This window comes from Bacillus sp. FJAT-27916 (genome assembly GCF_001183965.1).
GTDB lineage: Bacteria > Bacillota > Bacilli > Bacillales > Pradoshiaceae > Pradoshia.
In genome coordinates, this window is sequence record NZ_LFZV01000001.1 from 3,935,225 (window position 1) to 3,954,419 (window position 19,195).

General features: G+C 43.9%; 19 protein-coding genes and 2 rRNA genes (1 of these 21 only partly in view). 2 read left to right on the top strand and 19 right to left on the bottom strand.

Features of this window, described 5'->3' with window-relative positions:
* The 3 genes from AC622_RS19265 to AC622_RS19275 all read right to left on the bottom strand — a co-directional run.
* Positions 1-550, bottom strand: a 23S ribosomal RNA gene (locus AC622_RS19265) (it extends 2,310 nt beyond the left edge of the window).
* A gap of 148 nt (positions 551-698) precedes the next feature.
* Positions 699-2,253 (bottom strand): 16S ribosomal RNA (locus AC622_RS19270).
* Together the 16S and 23S rRNA genes form the textbook arrangement of a ribosomal RNA operon.
* Positions 2,254-2,521: 268 nt before the next feature.
* A complete protein-coding gene (locus AC622_RS19275) occupies positions 2,522-2,743 on the bottom strand; it encodes a hypothetical protein (protein WP_049672507.1) in 222 nt (73 codons plus the stop codon).
* A gap of 132 nt (positions 2,744-2,875) precedes the next feature.
* On the opposite strand from AC622_RS19275, the gene AC622_RS19280 reads away from it, so the two are divergent.
* Positions 2,876-3,688: a polysaccharide deacetylase family protein gene (locus AC622_RS19280; RefSeq protein ID WP_082197220.1), complete on the top strand. Its 813-nt coding sequence runs from the start codon at positions 2,876-2,878 to the stop codon at positions 3,686-3,688.
* Between the two features lie 38 nt (positions 3,689-3,726).
* On the opposite strand, the gene AC622_RS19285 is transcribed toward AC622_RS19280, so the two are convergent.
* Complete coding sequence (locus tag AC622_RS19285; RefSeq protein WP_049672508.1) at positions 3,727-4,377, bottom strand: KinB-signaling pathway activation protein; 651 nt, start codon at positions 4,375-4,377, stop codon at positions 3,727-3,729.
* Between the two features lie 141 nt (positions 4,378-4,518).
* On the opposite strand from AC622_RS19285, the gene gerD reads away from it, so the two are divergent.
* Complete coding sequence (gerD, locus tag AC622_RS19290) at positions 4,519-5,118, top strand: spore germination lipoprotein GerD (protein WP_049672509.1); 600 nt, start codon at positions 4,519-4,521, stop codon at positions 5,116-5,118.
* Between the two features lie 62 nt (positions 5,119-5,180).
* On the opposite strand, the gene AC622_RS19295 is transcribed toward gerD, so the two are convergent.
* From AC622_RS19295 to rpsM, 15 genes are all read right to left on the bottom strand, one after another.
* Positions 5,181-5,954: a P-loop NTPase gene (locus AC622_RS19295; protein ID WP_269431806.1), complete on the bottom strand. Its 774-nt coding sequence runs from the start codon at positions 5,952-5,954 to the stop codon at positions 5,181-5,183.
* A 362-nt stretch (positions 5,955-6,316) separates the two neighbouring features.
* On the bottom strand, positions 6,317-7,033 hold the full coding sequence (gene cwlD, locus AC622_RS19300) for an N-acetylmuramoyl-L-alanine amidase CwlD (protein WP_049672511.1): 717 nt from the start codon (positions 7,031-7,033) through the stop codon (positions 6,317-6,319).
* Between the two features lie 71 nt (positions 7,034-7,104).
* Positions 7,105-7,548 carry a DUF2521 family protein gene (locus AC622_RS19305; RefSeq protein WP_049672512.1) on the bottom strand — a complete coding sequence of 148 codons (444 nt, stop codon included), beginning with the start codon at positions 7,546-7,548 and terminating at the stop codon, positions 7,105-7,107.
* Positions 7,549-7,742: 194 nt separating this feature from the next.
* The gene (locus AC622_RS19310; RefSeq protein ID WP_053103782.1) at positions 7,743-8,333 is read right to left on the bottom strand and encodes a class D sortase; all 591 of its coding nucleotides are present in this window, start codon (positions 8,331-8,333) and stop codon (positions 7,743-7,745) included.
* 10 nt (positions 8,334-8,343) lie between these two features.
* On the bottom strand, positions 8,344-11,862 hold the full coding sequence (locus AC622_RS19315; protein ID WP_049672513.1) for a SpaA isopeptide-forming pilin-related protein: 3,519 nt from the start codon (positions 11,860-11,862) through the stop codon (positions 8,344-8,346).
* Positions 11,863-12,238: 376 nt separating this feature from the next.
* On the bottom strand, positions 12,239-12,631 hold the full coding sequence (gene rpsI, locus AC622_RS19320) for a 30S ribosomal protein S9 (RefSeq protein ID WP_049672514.1): 393 nt from the start codon (positions 12,629-12,631) through the stop codon (positions 12,239-12,241).
* Positions 12,632-12,651: 20 nt separating this feature from the next.
* Positions 12,652-13,089 (bottom strand): 50S ribosomal protein L13, encoded by a 438-nt coding sequence (gene rplM, locus AC622_RS19325; protein ID WP_049672515.1) that lies wholly within the window; start codon positions 13,087-13,089, stop codon positions 12,652-12,654.
* A 140-nt stretch (positions 13,090-13,229) separates the two neighbouring features.
* The gene (gene truA / locus AC622_RS19330; protein ID WP_049673086.1) at positions 13,230-14,000 is read right to left on the bottom strand and encodes a tRNA pseudouridine(38-40) synthase TruA; all 771 of its coding nucleotides are present in this window, start codon (positions 13,998-14,000) and stop codon (positions 13,230-13,232) included.
* Between the two features lie 12 nt (positions 14,001-14,012).
* Entirely contained in the window at positions 14,013-14,810 is a 798-nt protein-coding gene (locus tag AC622_RS19335) for an energy-coupling factor transporter transmembrane component T family protein (protein ID WP_049672516.1), read from the bottom strand.
* A complete protein-coding gene (locus AC622_RS19340; protein ID WP_049672517.1) occupies positions 14,807-15,673 on the bottom strand; it encodes an energy-coupling factor ABC transporter ATP-binding protein in 867 nt (288 codons plus the stop codon). Before AC622_RS19340 ends, AC622_RS19335 begins: the two co-directional genes overlap by 4 nt.
* Positions 15,649-16,485, bottom strand: coding sequence for an energy-coupling factor ABC transporter ATP-binding protein (locus tag AC622_RS19345; protein ID WP_049672518.1), 837 nt, complete (start codon positions 16,483-16,485; stop codon positions 15,649-15,651). Before AC622_RS19345 ends, AC622_RS19340 begins: the two co-directional genes overlap by 25 nt.
* A gap of 381 nt (positions 16,486-16,866) precedes the next feature.
* Positions 16,867-17,229 (bottom strand): 50S ribosomal protein L17, encoded by a 363-nt coding sequence (gene rplQ / locus AC622_RS19350; protein WP_049672519.1) that lies wholly within the window; start codon positions 17,227-17,229, stop codon positions 16,867-16,869.
* Between the two features lie 48 nt (positions 17,230-17,277).
* On the bottom strand, positions 17,278-18,222 hold the full coding sequence (locus tag AC622_RS19355) for a DNA-directed RNA polymerase subunit alpha (RefSeq protein ID WP_049672520.1): 945 nt from the start codon (positions 18,220-18,222) through the stop codon (positions 17,278-17,280).
* A gap of 181 nt (positions 18,223-18,403) precedes the next feature.
* On the bottom strand, positions 18,404-18,793 hold the full coding sequence (gene rpsK / locus AC622_RS19360; RefSeq protein ID WP_049672521.1) for a 30S ribosomal protein S11: 390 nt from the start codon (positions 18,791-18,793) through the stop codon (positions 18,404-18,406).
* 22 nt (positions 18,794-18,815) lie between these two features.
* Positions 18,816-19,181 (bottom strand): 30S ribosomal protein S13, encoded by a 366-nt coding sequence (gene rpsM, locus AC622_RS19365; RefSeq protein WP_049672522.1) that lies wholly within the window; start codon positions 19,179-19,181, stop codon positions 18,816-18,818.
* Positions 19,182-19,195 lie beyond the last annotated feature (14 nt).

Here is a 19,195-nt window from a genome sequence, read left to right on the forward strand (position 1 = left end):
GGATCTCTTTCCCTTCCGGGGTGCTTTTCACCTTTCCCTCACGGTACTGGTTCACTATCGGTCACTAGGGAGTATTTAGCCTTGGGAGATGGTCCTCCCGGATTCCGACGGAATTCCTCGTGTTCCGCCGTACTCAGGATCCACTCGGGAGGGAACGAAGTTTCGGTTACAGGGTTGTTACCTTCTCTGACGGACCTTTCCAGGTCGCTTCGCCTACCCCGTTCCTTTGTAACTCCACAATGAGTGTCCTACAACCCCAGAAGGCAAGCCTTCTGGTTTGGGCTGGTTCCGTTTCGCTCGCCGCTACTCAGGAAATCGCGTTGGCTTTCTCTTCCTCCGGGTACTTAGATGTTTCAGTTCCCCGGGTGTGCCTTCATACACCTATGAATTCAGTGTAAGATACTGCTCCATTACGAACAGTAGGTTTCCCCATTCGGAAATCTCCGGATCAAAGCTTACTTACAGCTCCCCGAAGCATATCGGTGTTAGTCCCGTCCTTCATCGGCTCCTAGTGCCAAGGCATCCACCGTGCGCCCTTATTAACTTAACCGTTAAAAAACTCTTACTCGGTTTTTATACATTAATGACGCATTACTTTGCCTTACTACATTATCCAGTTTTCAAAGAACAATTTTCAGAAGGATTGCTCCTTCAAAACTAAACAAAACTACTTGGCTGAGGCAGTCTATATTCCTTAGAAAGGACGTGATCCAGCCGCACCTTCCGATACGGCTACCTTGTTACGACTTCACCCCAATCATCTGTCCCACCTTCGGCGGCTGGCTCCCGTAAGGGTTACCCCACCGACTTCGGGTGTTACAAACTCTCGTGGTGTGACGGGCGGTGTGTACAAGGCCCGGGAACGTATTCACCGCGGCATGCTGATCCGCGATTACTAGCGATTCCAGCTTCATGCAGGCGAGTTGCAGCCTGCAATCCGAACTGAGAGTGGTTTTATGGGATTTGCTTAACCTCGCGGTCTTGCTGCCCTTCGTACCACCCATTGTAGCACGTGTGTAGCCCAGGTCATAAGGGGCATGATGATTTGACGTCATCCCCACCTTCCTCCGGTTTGTCACCGGCAGTCTCCCTAGAGTGCCCAACTGAATGCTGGCAACTAAGGACAGGGGTTGCGCTCGTTGCGGGACTTAACCCAACATCTCACGACACGAGCTGACGACAACCATGCACCACCTGTCACTCTGTCCCCCGAAGGGGAACGCCCTATCTCTAGGGTTTTCAGAGGATGTCAAGACCTGGTAAGGTTCTTCGCGTTGCTTCGAATTAAACCACATGCTCCACCGCTTGTGCGGGCCCCCGTCAATTCCTTTGAGTCTCAGCCTTGCGGCCGTACTCCCCAGGCGGAGTGCTTAATGCGTTAGCTGCAGCACTAAGGGGCGGAAACCCCCTAACACTTAGCACTCATCGTTTACGGCGTGGACTACCAGGGTATCTAATCCTGTTTGCTCCCCACGCTTTCGCGCCTCAGCGTCAGTTACAGACCAAAGAGTCGCCTTCGCCACTGGTGTTCCTCCACATCTCTACGCATTTCACCGCTACACGTGGAATTCCACTCTTCTCTTCTGCACTCAAGTCCTCCAGTTTCCAATGACCCTCCACGGTTGAGCCGTGGGCTTTCACATCAGACTTAAAGGACCGCCTGCGCGCGCTTTACGCCCAATAATTCCGGACAACGCTTGCCACCTACGTATTACCGCGGCTGCTGGCACGTAGTTAGCCGTGGCTTTCTGGTCAGGTACCGTCAAGGTGCCAACCTATTCGAATGGCACTTGTTCTTCCCTGACAACAGAGCTTTACGACCCGAAGGCCTTCTTCGCTCACGCGGCGTTGCTCCGTCAGACTTTCGTCCATTGCGGAAGATTCCCTACTGCTGCCTCCCGTAGGAGTCTGGGCCGTGTCTCAGTCCCAGTGTGGCCGATCACCCTCTCAGGTCGGCTACGCATCGTCGCCTTGGTGAGCCGTTACCTCACCAACTAGCTAATGCGCCGCGGGCCCATCCGTAAGTGTTAGCCGAAGCCAACTTTCCCTCTGACACCATGAGGTGTCAGAAACTATTCGGTATTAGCACCGGTTTCCCGGAGTTATCCCAATCTTACGGGCAGGTTGCCCACGTGTTACTCACCCGTCCGCCGCTAATCATCCGGGAGCAAGCTCCCATCTGATTCGCTCGACTTGCATGTATTAGGCACGCCGCCAGCGTTCGTCCTGAGCCAGGATCAAACTCTCCAAAAGATGTTTGATCTAGCTATTAAAAATAAAACATTGACGAGAGTTAAACTCTCAAGTTTTAAGACTTGCTTAGCGTTTCGTTTTGTTTAGTTTTCAAAGAACAATCTGTCGTGTTAGCGACTTTTGTATTATATCAAGATAACTTATTTGCTGTCAACAACTTTTTTAAAGTTTTTTTCAAGCCGTTTATCCTTTTGGGATAACTTCTTTCGTGACAACGTATATAAATATATCAGCTATCCACCTAGGAGTCAATGCTTTTTTTCATTTTTTATTTCAACATTTTCAAAGCCGTTTGATACTTGTATTTATCACCCTCTGAAGCAATTCTGCCATATACCCCAAAAAGTATTCGATACCGCTCCTCCATTGCCCTTTTCACTAATGGCAGCTCCTTTTTCAGCATCACGTCACAAAGGAGCTCATCAAGCTCTGCCTTTAAGAGCATCTCCAATTCGCCTGCTTCCTTTGCTGTGAGCAGCATTCCAATCATATACCTAATTCCTTTCTCTCTGATCACTTTCTATAGCATCGACTCTTCTCCGACTTTTATACAGGCATGCAGTTATATTTGTCCACCTCTTCAAATACATTATTATGAGTAAATATGGACGAGGTGAAAACGATGCCCTTCTTTTTTGTCACAAATATCCGCAAGGGAAAGCAATTGCTTCTTCTCATTATTATCGCATTCTTTACCGCGCTGTTCTTTTATGTTGAGTTTATGGCCGTGTCCCCTTCCTTCTCTATTAAAGGAGACCCAAAAATCATCTACAAAGGAGAAAAAGGACTTGCCTTAACCTTTAACATTGGCTGGGGGGATGAAAAAGCGGAAGGCATAATCAAAACACTGAAGCACGAGAAGGTCAGTGCCGCCACCTTCTTTCTCTCTGGATCCTGGGTTGAAAGACACCCTCATATCGTCAAGCAAATCGTTGACCAAGGATACGAAATTGGCTTGCTGGGCTATTCCTATAAGGACTATACGGAGCTTGAGGAAGGAGAAATTGAGGCCGATATCCAGAAGGGACAGGAGGCCTTTCGGAAAGCCGGACTCAAACGCGCCGTTTTACTGCGCACCCCAACTGGTGATGTAGATCGGCGTGTTCTAAAAATTGCTGAAAAGCAGCAAATGAGCGTCATTCACTGGAGTATTAATTCAATGGATTGGAAGAACCCTGGCACCTCTGTCATTATTGAAAATGTTTCGCAGGCCAAAAAGGGGGATATCGTCCTTCTTCATGCCTCTGATGCAGCTAAGCAAACAGCGAAGGCACTCCCGCTCATTAAGAAGGAAATTGATAAGAAACACCTCAAACTGCTCACAGTATCTGAAATGATTTCGAATTCCGATTCGACAAGTCAGGAAATCACCAATAAGTCTTATCTATTTAAAGGTACCGGTATGCTCATTGACGTAACAAAAGTAGAATATTAAAAAATACCCCCTCTAATTTCTAGAGGGGGCTTTTTCTATCAAGACTGCACAGTCTTTCTCTTGTTCAGTCTTTTTCTTTCTTCTCTTTCCTTAGCTGCCTGCTCACTTTTCTCATGATACCTTGGCAAAATCAATAATTGATAGGCATTACAAACAAGCAGCGGAATCAGCATATAATACATCCATTCCTGCTCATTTACTCTAAGTACCGGGAACCACTCAATGACTGTCACGACAATCATAAAGAACAGCGCCGGAATAAAAGCATGACGATTTGTTTGCTTAACCTTGGCAGCTCCAACAACGAGTCCGACAATCAGCAGCAGAATCGGATAGCCGATGAAGGAGGAAAGCGCCTCATTCTCTCCCGCAAAAAAGACAAAGCGCAAGTAAGCAAGGTCAGCCAAAACAATGACGACGATTACAAGCTGAACTGCATTCCACAAGAAACTTGATTTAAAAATAGAAAGACCCAGCCGATGCACAGTCAAATAGGCAAAAAAACACATCTGACTAATGACACTAAAGATAAACCCTATACCCATAAGCCACAGGAAGCTTGTGAACAGGCCTAATAATGATTGACCTCGAAAGTCCTCCCAAGCAACAATCAAGCCGACGACTCCTGCGGTAATTCCGCCAATGAACAATGTATTCATAAATAATTTCACCCAGTATCGACTACTCATACTTCCCCACCCTCTATGTATGTTCTTCTAAATTGTACCAATCAGATTTTCAAAAATCTATCATTTCTGCCAACCATGTATATTTTTTACGTTCTGTCTCATGCTATCTATGTAGATTTTTATGATAAGGAGGACAGCCCTATGTCTAAGAAAGCACTAGGTGTCGCGATTGCCTGCTGCAGCATCGCCCTCGCCTCAGGCTGCAGCGAAGGCAGTGACGAAAAGAATGCTGACTCTTATTCAGACGAGAAGAAGATGATTGTCGATGTCCTAGAGACCGATGAAGGTAAAAAAGCCATCCAAAATGCCCTTGCGGATAAGAATGTGAAGGCCGAGCTTATCATGGATGAGGAGACGATTAAAAAAACAATTGAGACGACACTGACATCAGAGAAAGAAATGGATTTTTGGAAAAAGGCTTTCAGTGATCATGATTTCGTCAAAGCATTGGCCAAGGGGATGAAATCTTCTCACACTGACCTTTTAAAGGACTTAATGAAAGACCCTGAATATACTGCCCTTTTAACAGATGTCTTAAAGAGTGCTGATATGCAGAAGGAATTTATCAGCATTCTAAAGGAGAAGGACGTGCGCAAGGAGCTGAAGAAGCTTGTCACTGAAACACTCGAAAACCCTCTCTACCAGGAACAAATCAGTGATATCCTGCTGAAGGCTTCCGATGAAAAATCATCCAAGAAAAGCGAAGATAGTTCATCAAGCCAATCCGAACCCTCCCAATAATCTCTTGATAGTCAGGAGTAAAAAAAGGCTGTCCCCTTTTGGGACAGCCTCCTGCTTTTCCTTTACTTGCCGACAATCTTTGTAATCTTCTCAGCCATTTCCGTAAAGATCTCCCCTGTTGGATGATCCTCAGCATAGATAGAAGGAGCAAACTCCTCATCATTCCAATCCGGCTGTCCTAATGGCAGTTTGCCAAGCAGCTCTGCCTCAAGCTCATCTGCCAGCTTCTCTCCGCCGCCGCGTCCGAAAACATACTCTTTCTCACCAGTCGTTTTACTTTCATAGTAAGACATATTCTCGATAACACCAATCACTTCATGATTCGTACGAAGAGCCATTGCTCCTGCCCGAGCCGCTACGAAGGCAGCTGTTGGATGTGGAGTTGTCACGATAATCTCCTTACAAGATGGAAGCATGGAGTGTACATCAAGCGCTACATCACCTGTTCCCGGCGGAAGATCAAGAAGGAGGTAGTCAAGTTCTCCCCATTCAACCTCCTGGAAGAAATTATTGAGCATTTTGCCAAGCATAGGGCCCCTCCAAATAATTGGCGCATTATCCTCAACAAACATCCCCATAGAAATAACTTTTACACCCATTCGATTCACCGGATAGATACGTTCTCCCTTTACGGTTGGTCTTTCTTGGATGCCCATCATATCAGGCACACTGAAGCCATAAATATCCGCATCGACCAAGCCAACCTTCTTACCAAGACGAGCCAATGCTACAGCTAAATTAACGGATACAGTTGATTTACCAACACCGCCCTTACCACTCGCAATGGCGATAAAGGTCGTATCGCTATCAAGCAGCCCCTTCTCTTCTTTCGGCATGGAGGCACGGAATTTCTCCAGCACCTCTGCAGGCAGATCCGCAAAGCGAATTCCTACTGTATTGGCTCCGCCTTCTTTGAGCGCATTAACAATAGTCTGCTGAATTTGCAGCTGTTCGGCGGTTCCCGTCTTAGCAATCGCGACCTTCACACTTACATGCTGCTTCTCTTCTTTTATCTTTATTTCAATGATTCCATTGGTTTCTTCAAGGGTTCTATTTAAAAATGGGTCTTTAATATCTTTGAGCAATTCCTTCACACTTGCTTCTGTCAGCACTATCGACACCTACCTTGTATGTATTAGTAAACGCTTTAAGTATACCATACTCGCCAGATATCTTTAGCAGGATTTGCCTTTACCCGTCAATCAGCGACATCTTCCTTTAAGAAATAGCGGATAACCCCTGTATAAATAGAGAGTGCAATATCATCTTGATACACCTTATTCTGAAGGTCCTTCCGCTCCTGGTCATTAGACAAAAAACCGACCTCCACCAGCACTCCAGGTTTTTTAGCATACTTAACCAAATAAACATTTTCAAGCGGCTTTGCATGCCTTGTTGAGTTGTTCAAGGTGCGGATAAGCTCTGCTTGAATCAGCTTAGCAGCCCGTTTGTTTTCCTTAAATTTTGGGGAATAAAAAGTTTGGGCTCCCTTTGATTTGCTCTGTGGGAAGGCATTGGCATGAACACTAATAAACATATCAGCCTCAGACTCATTAATAAAATTCGTTCGATTGATTAGATCAGTCCGTTTCCGCTCCCTGACCGTACCCGCCTTTTCATCAGCAAGGTCTATATCCTCTTCTCTTGTCATGAGAACAAGGGCCCCCTGTTCCTGCAGGTAATCCCTCAGCTTCATGGATATAGGGAGTGTTATATTCTTCTCAATAACCCCTTTAAAGGCTGCACCGCCATCAATACCCCCGTGCCCTGGGTCAATGATGATTACTTTGCCTGCCAGCGGAAGATTCCACGCCTTAAAAGAAGCATCCTGGTTCATCTTGTAAGTCGTCAACAAAAAAAGAACGGCCACACCTAATAGAAATCCAGTTACAATCAGCTTCTTCCGTAAGTTCATATTCAATCCCCTTTACCCAAGAATCCTATTTACTGTATCTTATGGGACAAGGTTAGAGGATAGAACCCGAACTATTTCTTCATTCGCGTTTTGTGCCGCTGAATACCCTTTGAATATCCCTCGAGCCACCACGTTGTCACGTATTCCCGCGTAAGTGAACGCAGGGTATCCTCAAGAAAAGGTGCAGCCTCTCCCATTGGCTGGTTCAAATGATAAAACAGCTGGGCAGCGAGTGCATCCAGCTCCCTTTTGGACCGCCGCATGATTTCCTCCGGTGATTCGCCATACTTAGCGAACTTACTGTAGGCAGATCCTAAAAGGAAGGATTCAACGGCCATATCATAACAATGCTCTTCAGCCGGCTCCAGCGGATAACCAGGAAGCGACTTAAGTCCTTTGGCTAAGTGGCGGTAATGCCGGCCAAGCAGCTCCAATGAGAAATCCTTCAAGGCTTCCCGCTCATATTGCTGCTGCTTCTCCTTCCGAAAGGCAGTAAAATTCAAAACTGTATTCAATATAAACACCTCAAATTCACTTTAAAGCCTGTCACTGGCCTTATTTGCTTATTAGTGTTTGAAGGAAACGAGCCGCTCATGCCATGGGATAAATGGGAATGTTTTATAACATAAAAGGACCCCCGAACATACGGGAGTCCTCCTCTTATCTATTCTATTGTTCGTGGTAAATTTCCCAGTGACCCTCAAAATAGTTACTCATTCGCTATTATGTGGCCTTTCACAGCAATTCGTTTTGCTCCGCTTTTCGTACAAGTAATCAGAGTGATTTCTCTTTTCCCTGGAGTCTCATTTAGGACATCTACATCAGTTGGCTTTATAATCTTTTTTGACTCAACTTGATAGACAAATTTACCCTGCTTGCCTTCCAACTGGATTTGATCACCTATCTTTATCTCATCCAACCGATTAAAATGCCTTCCATATACCACGCTATTATGTCCAGCAATGGTGAAATTGCCCTGACCGGGTACTTGATTCTTTCTTATCTGGGTTAATGCGACGTTTAAATATTCCTGCGTTGGTTCAGGCAATACAGGAGCCTCCAATTCAATTGATGGAATAGACAGTATAATAAGCCTTTTGATATCTGCCTTATCTATATTGAAAGAGGAGCTCAATTCTTCTTTAATGGATTCTGACCTGCCGGTATTATCCATATTGCGAATAGCTTCTAATACAGACTGCAATTGATTAATACTTTCTTTTTGCTTCTCTTGAATATGATAAGAATAAAGTAAACAAACAACGCCAACCAGAAATAATAAACCACCTATTTTTCTCATAAAGCCCAATTCATCTTTTTGCTCGTTTTGTTAGTAATAAAATACCTGCCATGATCAAAACAATACCCAACGTAATGAGAATTCTTGATGAAGTATCCCCAGTTTGCGGGAGCCTATCAATAACATCTATATTTGTCTTGTTATGATCTTCGGAATCCTCCGTTACTCCCCCAGCAGGATTAGAAGCTAGCGGTTCCTCTGGAACAAGTACTTGTATATTTGATGAATCATCTTCTGGTGAATCAGTTATTACCTCTTTTTCGATCAAATGATTTTCAAACTCAATTTCCACCGTCTGGTTACCATTTACTTCAATTGTTATTACTGCATCTGAAAGCTGATAGCCTTCTGGTGCCTTCGTTTCTTTAATATAATATGTACCATATGGTAATTTTTCAAATGTAACAATTCCATGCTTATCTGTTTTACCTGTAGAAATAAACCTTTCCCCTTGATATAGGGCGAATTCGGCACCTTCCAATACCTCTTTATTTTTAGAGTCGATTTTCATAATCTTAATGGAACCTAGTTCTGTTTCATCTTTGATTGGGACATTATCGAATCTCTTTTCATCCACCTTTTCCTTGTCCACGGTCACTTTTCTAATTTCAGTCGACAATTGGTAGCCTTCCGGTGCAACGATTTCTTTCACATAATAGGTGCCATATGGCAGATTCGTAAACGAAACGATACCATCTTCGTTAGATTTCACATCTGCGTGGCCCGCTTCCTTTGTACATTCCTTATCCATATACAGACGGAAGGTAGCACCTTCTAATTGTTTACCCGTTCCTTTTTCAACCTTCGTAAACTGGATGGACCCTTTTTCGACGATGATTAATTCATTGTCAAATGTGCCTGCATCTACTGCTTCCCCATCCACAGTCACCATTCGAACTTCCGTGGATAACTGGTAGCCTTTCGGCGCAGCAATCTCTTTCACATAATAAGTACCATAGGATAATTCGGTGAACGATACGATTCCATTTTTATCAGATTTTACATCTGCATGGCCCGCTTCCTTTGTACATTCCTTATCCATATACAGGCGGAAGGTAGCTCCTTCTAATTGTTTACCCGTTCCTTTTTCGATTTTCGTAAACTGGATAGACCCTTTTGGTTCTTCAATGATGATTAATTCATTTTCGAATGTCCCTGCATCTACTACTTCCCCATCCACAGTCACCTCTCGGATTTCTGTCGATAACTGGTAGCCCTCCGGTGCAGCGACCTCTTTCACATAATAGGTGCCGTATGGCAGATCCGTAAACGAAACGATACCATCTTCGTTAGATTTCACATCTGTGTGGTCCGCTTCCTTTGTACATTCCTTATCCATATACAGGCGGAAGGTAGCTCCTTCTAATTGTTTACCCGTTCCTTTTTCGATTTTCGTAAACTGGATAGACCCTTTTGGTTCTTCGACGATAATTAATTCATTGTCGAATGTCCCTGCATCTACCACTTCCTTATCCACAGTCACCTCTCGAACTTCCGTGGATAACTGGTAGCCCTCAGGCGCAGCAACCTCTTTCACATAATAAGTACCATAGGATAATTCGGTGAACGATACCATTCCCTCTTTATCAGACTGCACATCTGCGTGGTCCGCTTCCTTTGTGCATTCCTTATCCATATACAGACGGAAGGTAGCTCCTTCTAATTGTTTACCCGTTCCTTTTTCGATTTTCCTAAACTGGATAGACCCTTTTGGTTCTTCAATGATGATTAATTCATTTTCGAATGTCCCTGCATGTACCACTTCCTTATCCACAGTCACCTCTCGGATTTCTGTCGATAACTCGTAGCCTTCTGGCGCCTCGACCTCTTTCACATAATAAGTACCGTATGAGAGATTTTTGAACGATATGATTCCCTCTTTATCAGACTGCACATCTGCATGGCCCGCTTCCTTTGTACATTCCTTATCCATATACAGACGGAAGGTAGCTCCCTCTAGTTTTTTATCCGTACCTTTTTCGACCTTCGTGAACTGAATGGATCCTTTTGGGTCCTCGAAAATCAATTCATTCTCGAATGTCCCTGCATCTACTTCAGTATCATCCTTGTCGACGATCACCTCCCGGATTTCCGTGGACAACTGGTAGCCCTCCGGCGCAGCGATTTCTTTCACATAATAAGTACCATAGGATAGTTCCTTAAATGTTACGATTCCATCTTCACTTGATTGTACATCTGCGTGGTCCGCTTCTTTTGTACATTCCTTATCCATATATAAACGGAAAGTAGCACCTTCTAATTGTTTATCTGTTCCCTTTTCCACTTTCGTGAATTGGATAGATCCTTTTGGTTCTTCGATGATTATGCTATCGTATTCATTGTCAAATGTCCCCGCATCTACAACTTTCTTATCCACGGTCACCTCTCGGATTTCCGATGATAACTGATAGCCCATTGGCGCTTTGATCTCTTTTACATAATAGGTACCATAGGATAGTTCCTTAAATGTTACGATTCCATCTTCACTTGATTGTACATCTGCATGGTCCGCTTCCTTTGTACATTCTTTATCCACATACAGGCGGAAGATGGCTCCCTCAAGCTTTTTGTTCGTTCCCTTTTCCACTTTCGTGAATTGAATGGATCCTTTTGGGTCCTTAATTGGTTCGTCTTCCTCATCCTCCATTGGTAACTTTGCGTTAAACGGATAATGATGTGTTTCGATTCCTCCATGCTGCGAATGAATGAAATTTTCTACAATAAGCGTTCCATTTAATTGACCGCTGCCAGTAGGTGCTAATGTAGCATATGGTGCTAATATAGAACCGACCATACCAATATTACTCAAATCAAAGTTAATTAGTTCAGGAAAATTCCAGAGTATTCTCCCCCCATCAGATGGAGAAAAATCTTGATCACCTTTTTTTAAAGCAAACCCTGATAATCTTAAATCAGTACCTAATACATTTATTAGAACGGTTGCATCCTCTGGCACAATTAATTTGAATAATGATACCCCTTGGAAGTCTTCCGTTTTAAGTGTGAAAATATTTAATTCTGGATGATCCCCTTTTAACGTTAATGTTGAATACTGGTTTTCAAATGTACCATTGGGGGTCAATTGTGACCATTTAGACGTTTTGTTAATTAAATCTGCTTTAGCATCCGCAAATAAACCACTTACGTCCTCTCTTAAAGGCTCTTTCTGCCCATTATTATTTGTCATTGTATATTTTTCAATTGTCCCATTCACGCCAATAACTGTATTCCCATTGAAGTTTGTACCGCCTTCTGCATAGAGCTCCTCTCCAACGATCAAGTCATTTCGGCCAGCAGCAGAAGGCGTTAATTTATCTCCTATACCATAATTGGTATATTCGGCTCTCTTTCCTACCGCCACTCTTCCTTCTGAATCAGAGCTCATTTGAGTATGGTTTCCAAATACAAATACATTAAAATCATTTGCAATTCCTAAATTGTCACATCCAGCTGCCTGAGAGCTTTGTACAGGCAACCAGGAAATAAATAAAGTAAAAATGATTGATAAAATTAAAACCCTATTTTTCATTTACTGCCCTCCGAGTATGATAAATACAAAAAGAATGCTCACCTCACATCACATGAGTTAAGCACTTTATAATATTATATTAAAATAATATTACCGTCTAAATTATTTTATAAGGTGAAGTATTAAAATTATTTAACATAAAAATTAATTATTTTAATATTTGATAGGGTTATGTTTCGATAATGAAAGGGCAGCTTAAAGAGGAGAATAATAAGGCTTATGCATCTATGGCGTATGAAGAATAACAATAAGATTTACTCAGAAGACGAAAGACAAACCAGCTTATATGTATGGGGGACTTCTAAGGGGGATCATTCAAATAAAAAGCCCTTCCTCTTTCTGAGGAAGGGCTGTAAACATTGGTATATAACCAATATTAACGTTTTGAGAATTGTGGTGCACGACGCGCGCCTTTAAGACCGTATTTTTTACGTTCTTTCATGCGAGAGTCACGAGTTAACAATCCAGCACGTTTAAGTCCTGGACGGTTTTCTGGATCTACTTCAAGCAATGCACGAGCAATACCGTGACGGATTGCGCCTGCTTGGCCTGTGTAGCCACCGCCTTTAACGTTTACTAAAACGTCATAGCTATTTGTAGTTTCAGTTACCACTAGAGGCTGCTTCACAACTTCGCGAAGTGCTTCAAATGGAATGTATTCTTCGATTTTACGATCGTTGATAATGATGCGGCCTTCACCTGGAATCAAACGCACACGAGCAACGGAGCTCTTACGTCGACCAGTACCGTAATATTGTACTTGTGCCAATGTTATATCCTCCTTTTAAATTAACCGCGAAGTTCTAGAACTTCTGGTTTTTGTGCTTGGTGCGGATGTTCAGCTCCAGCATAAACGTTTAATTTTTTGCCCATTTGGCGACCAAGAGATCCTTTTGGAAGCATGCCTTTGATTGCTTGCTCCAACATTTTCTCAGGGTAGTTAGTTCTCATTTCAAGAGCAGTTCTTGTTTTCAATCCACCTGGGTGCATGCTGTGACGGTAGTAAATTTTGTCAGTCAATTTCTTACCAGTCAATTCAATTTTAGATGCATTGATAATAATCACATGATCACCAGTGTCAACATGTGGAGTATAAGTTGGTTTGTGTTTACCTCTAAGAATTGAGGCTACTTCTGATGCAAGACGACCCAAAGTTTGACCTTCAGCATCGACAACGTACCATTTACGTTCTACATCACTAGCTTTCGCCATATACGTCGTACGCATTAATTTACCCTCCTAAAAATAATTCCTTGTTTTACATTTCAAAAATCCTTGTGGCTCTATCTAAACACGAAATAGTTTCCGGGGCTATTCTCGTGGTTTTAACATACCAAATGATATGATATACCGTTTTCGACCTAAAGTCAAGAAAATGTTACACCTGGATTAGTTGTTATGGCATAATCCACTTTCCACAAATATAATCCATGCCCCGGCGCTGTCTTTCCTGCCTGCACACGGTCCTTTGCAGCAAGGATCTTCTCCATCTCAGCAGGATCTCTTCTGCCGCTCCCAACCTCTAGAAGAGTCCCTGTCAGGATACGGACCATATTGTACAAAAAGCCATCGCCTATGAATTGTATCACCAATTCATCATCGTTGGTGTTGAAAATAATTTCCTCAACCGTTCGAACCCTATCAATCACCTCTGTTTTGGCGGAACAGAAGCTCGTGAAGTCATGCGTGCCCGTTAAAAGCTGAGCGGCTTCCTTCATTGCCTCTAAATCAAGCCGGTATGGATAATGATAGGCATAGTGGCGCAGGAAAGGATCACGCTCTTCCCTAAGACTGATTCGATAGCGGTATTCTTTACGGATGCTATTGAAACGGGCATGGAAGGCCGTATCAACCGGTATAACATCCAGAATGGAGATATCATCAGGCAGCATCGCATTTAAGGCCTTCTTCCAGCGCTCAGCCGGTATTCCGAGGGCAGAATCAAAATGCACTACCTGCCCGCGTGCATGCACACCTGCGTCCGTTCGTCCGGACGCAGCTATCCGGATTGCCTGTCCCTTATGAATCCTACTCAAGGCTTCTTCAACCTCAAGCTGGACGGTTCGTTTGCCCGGCTGCACTTGATAGCCGGCAAAGCCTGTCCCATCATAAGCCAATGTACATTTATATCTTTGCATTGTCTTTTCCATTTATGATCGCGTCCATATTAGTAGTATCGTTAAGATAACAAGGGAGCCCATTAATAGAGTATCCCTCATATGCCAGGAGAGCGCTCTGTACTTTGTACGCCCTTCTCCGCCGCGATAGCCCCTTGCTTCCATAGCAACTGCAAGCTCTTCAGCACGCTTAAATGAGCCTACAAACAGCGGCACAAGCAATGGGACAACCGCCTGGAATCTCTCCTTCAGCGGTCCGCTGGAGAAATCCACACCCCTTGACGTCTGTGCCTTGACGATCTTATCCGTTTCCTCGAGTAAGGTTGGGATAAAGCGCAGGGAGATAGACATCATAAGTGCAAGCTCATGGACAGGGAATTTAACCTTCTTCAATGGGTTCAGCAAGGTCTCCAACCCATCAGTGATCTCAATCGGTGTGGTTGTCAGCGTCATGACGCTCGTAATGAGAATGAGCAGGGTAAAGCGCAGGGAGATAAAGACCCCCATCTTAATCCCTTCATCATATATATCCATCCCAAAGAGCGTGAAAACAACCTCTCCCCTCTTCGTAAAGAAGAGCTGGATAATCAACGTCAGGATTATAAGGAGGATAACCGGCTTTAAGCCTTGTATGATGAAGGAGGGTTTAATCTTTGTCAGGGCAATAACAATAAGCGTGAAAAGAATCAACAGCCCGTAGGATAACCAGTTATTCGCCAGAAAGACGATACAGATATAGATCAATACCATTAATAGCTTTGCCCTTGGGTCCATGCGGTGTATGACAGAATCCGATGGAACATAGCGTCCAATGATAAACTTGTCCATCATAGTTCGCCACCTCCGAGCACAGCTTTAATCTCTATCGCCAGCTCCTCCATCGACAGATGTCTCTTCGTCAATCGAAGGCCAGTCTTCTCTTCAAAGTCGAGCTGAAAACGAACAGTATCAGGCACAGCTAGTCCAAGTTCCATCAATTCTTCCGGCTCAGCAAAAATCTCAGAAGGGGGCGCCTTCTTAACGATTGTCCCCTTATTCATGATGACAAGTTCATCAGCATAGCGGGCTGCGTCCTCCATGCTGTGCGTTACGAGAATCGTTGTGATGCCTTTCTCCTTATGGAGCTTATAGAACATCTCCATGATCTCCTTGCGTCCTTTAGGGTCCAGCCCGGCTGTTGGCTCATCAAGAACGATGACCTCCGGCTCCATCGCAAGAACACCAGCAATCGCAACCCTTCTCATTTGCCCTCCTGATAAATCAAACGGAGATACATTCAGAAGGGACTCATGCAAGCCCACGAGCTCTAGCGCTGCCCTTGCCCTAGCTTTGGCTTCCTCTTCACTCACCCCAAAATTCATTGGCCCAAAGCAGATGTCCTTCTCAACCGTTTCTTCGAACAACTGGTGTTCTGGGAACTGAAAGACGATTCCGACCTGCTTACGAATGGCTTTTAGGTTCTTCATCTTCTTATCAGATGTTATCATTCGTTCCCCAATCGTAACCGACCCTTCCGAAGGCTTTAATAAGGCATTCAAATGCTGCAGCAGGGTAGACTTCCCAGATCCAGTGTGACCGATCACACCAATGAAGGAGCCAGAGGGGAATTCTACATTGATATCATGGATAGCCCTGAATTCAAATGGGGTACCCTCCTGATAAATATGTGCTACTTGTTTGAGCGATATTTGCATAGTTCATCCACCAGCCCTTCCTCAGTGATGTGATTGCTTACATCGAGCCCTTGCTCACGCAGGAGCTTGCCCATCTTCACAGAGAAGGGAATATCAAGTCCGAGCTTAATCAACTCTTCATCAAGTGCAAAAATCTCACTTGGTGTCCCTTCAGCAAAGATTTTCCCTTGATTAAGGACGATCATCCGATCTGCCCGTGCAGCCTCCTCCAAATCATGAGTAATGGAGATAACCGTTAAATTTCGGTCTGCCTTCAGCTGACGGATGGTCTCAAGCACCTCTGCTTTGCCCATCGGGTCAAGCATAGATGTTGCTTCATCCAATATGATGATGGACGGTCCAAGCGCTAGCACGCCTGCAATGGCTACACGCTGCTTCTGACCGCCAGACAAATGGTGCGGCTCTTGATTGAGAAAGCCATCCATGCGCACTTTTAAGAGCGCATCCTTAACCCGGCTTATCATGACTTCTCTTTCGATGCCGGCATTTTCCAAACCAAAAGCCACATCATCCACAACCGTCGTGCCAACAAATTGGTTATCGGGATTCTGAAAAACCATGCCAATTTGGCGTCTGATCTCCCATATATGCTCCTCGCTCATGTCCATATCGCCAACCTTGATCTTCCCTTCACTTGGGAAATTCAGGCCAATTAAAAGCTTGGCCAAGGTCGATTTACCTGAACCATTATGTCCTACAATGGCCAGCCATTCTCCCTCGACAACGGAAAAAGAGATGCCGTCAAGGGCTTTTCTGGTGCTAGTATCATATTGAAAGGATACATTGCTTACTTCTGCCAACAGTTTCCTCATAACTTCCTCCATACGCTTCTCTATTCTCTGCTCTTCTCATTATATAGCTTTCTCCACTGTTTGCTTAATTTTAGGTATAAAAAAACGCTGCACCCCCTTCCGACAAGACCAGAGGTCCTCGGAATTAAGAACAGCATTCACCTTATCTTAACCACACGCGGACAACATACGTTTTGTCCGCAAATAGGGGTGCAAGAGCTAGACATGCTAACATTCAGATCGTCACCTAAATGTGAGCTATATCGTAACGCTCCGTCGTTTTTTGGATTTTTCAGTAAATAAGCTTAAAAGCATAAGCGCAACGTACCGCTGCGCTTCATGCTATAGGCTTGTCAAAAAGAGAATCAGAAGAGAGGATGAACTCTCCCTTGATTTCACTTATTAAACTAACTCGATGATTACCATTGGTGCAGCGTCACCGCGACGTGGACCAATTTTCATGATACGAGTGTAACCGCCTTGGCGCTCTTCATAACGAGGTGCGATTTCAGCGAATAATTTTTGAACAGCATCTTGGCCAGACTCTTCGTTTGCAACTTCGTTACGGATGTAAGCAGCTGCTTGACGACGAGCGTGTAAATCTCCACGTTTGCCTAGAGTGATCATTTTCTCAACTACTGAACGCAATTCTTTCGCACGAGTTTCAGTCGTTTCAATACGTTCGTTGATGATTAAATCAGTAGCCAAGTCACGTAGCATAGCTTTACGCTGTGCACTTGTACGTCCTAACTTTCTGTATGCCATGAAAGTTTCCCTCCTTTAGGTGAAATACGGATTGTATCTTATCTTTTATTAGTCGTCTTTACGCAGGGAAAGACCTAATTCTTCAAGCTTAGCTTTCACTTCTTCAAGTGATTTACGGCCAAGGTTACGAACCTTCATCATATCTTCTTCTGTTTTATTGGCAAGCTCTTGCACCGTGTTGATGCCAGCACGCTTCAAGCAGTTGTAAGAACGAACAGAAAGATCAAGCTCTTCGATTGTCATCTCAAGTACTTTTTCTTTTTGATCTTCTTCTTTTTCAACCATGATTTCAGCATTTTGAGCTTCATCCGTTAAACCAACAAAGATATTTAAATGCTCAGTAACGATCTTAGCGCCGAGCGCAATCGCTTCTTTTGGACCAGTACTTCCATCAGTCCATACATCAAGAGTCAACTTATCGAAATTAGTCAATTGACCAACACGCGTATTTTCTACTTGATAAGTCATGCGGGATACTGGAGTGTAAATAGAGTCAATTGGTATTACACCGATTGGTTGATCTTCACGTTTGTTTTGATCAGCCGGCGTGTAGCCTCTTCCGCGTTTAGCCACTAAGCGCATGCGCAAGTGTGCTTTCTTGGATAGATGAGCAATGAGAAGATCCGGATTAAGGATTTCTACGTCACTATCATGTGTAATATCAGCAGCCGTTACAGCTCCTTCACCTTGAACATCAATTTCAAGGGTTTTTTCCTCATCGGAATAAATCTTCAATGCGAGCTTCTTGATATTTAGGATGATAGCTGTTACATCTTCTTCTACACCCTCAATAGTAGAGAACTCATGGAGTACACCATCAATTTGAATAGATGTAACGGCAGCACCAGGCAATGAGGATAATAGGATACGACGTAAGGAGTTACCCAGAGTTGTTCCATATCCACGCTCAAGTGGTTCAACGATAAACTTCCCATATTTTCCGTCTTCGCTGATTTGAACCGTTTCAATTTTTGGTTTTTCTATCTCGATCATTCAACAATACCCTCCTTCAAAACGTCGAAACCCCGGCTAGAAGAAGGTAGTGGTTTCGATCTAACCGAAATTCCCCAATATAGACTCCCGAATGTGCGCAACTTACTGATGACTTTCTTAAATAAGAAAACCTTTCTATTATCCCATTATAGACAGGGATATAAAATCTATTCAAACAAAATTACACACGACGGCGTTTTGGTGGGCGGCAACCATTATGAGGAACTGGAGTTACATCTTTAATAGCTGTAACTTCAAGACCAGCTGCTTGTAAAGCACGGATAGCTGCTTCACGACCAGAACCAGGTCCTTTTACAGTTACTTCTAAAGTTTTCATACCGTGTTCCATTGATGTTTTAGCTGCAGTTTCTGCTGCCATCTGAGCAGCGAACGGAGTTGACTTACGGGAACCTCTGAAGCCAAGTGCACCAGCACTAGACCAAGAAATCGCATTTCCGTGTGCGTCAGTAATAGTAACGATAGTGTTATTAAAAGTAGAACGAATGTGGGCGATACCAGATTCTACGTTCTTTTTCACGCGACGTTTGCGTGTATTCGTTTTGCGTGCCATGTCGACAAAACCTCCTCACTTATTATTTTTTCTTGTTAGCTACAGTTTTACGTGGGCCTTTACGAGTACGAGCGTTGTTTTTCGTGTTTTGTCCACGAACAGGAAGTCCTCTTCTGTGGCGAAGTCCACGGTAGCATCCGATTTCCATTAGACGTTTGATGTTAAGGGAAACTTCACGGCGAAGGTCACCTTCTACTTTGTAACCGTCGATGATTTCACGGATTTTGTTCAACTCGTCTTCAGTAAGATCGCGTACGCGAGTATCTTGAGAAACACCAGCTTCTGCAAGAACTTTTTCAGCAGTTGGTCTGCCAATACCGAAAATATAAGTTAAAGAAATAACAACTCGTTTGTCACGAGGAATATCTACTCCAGCAATACGTGCCATTTATATGCGCACCT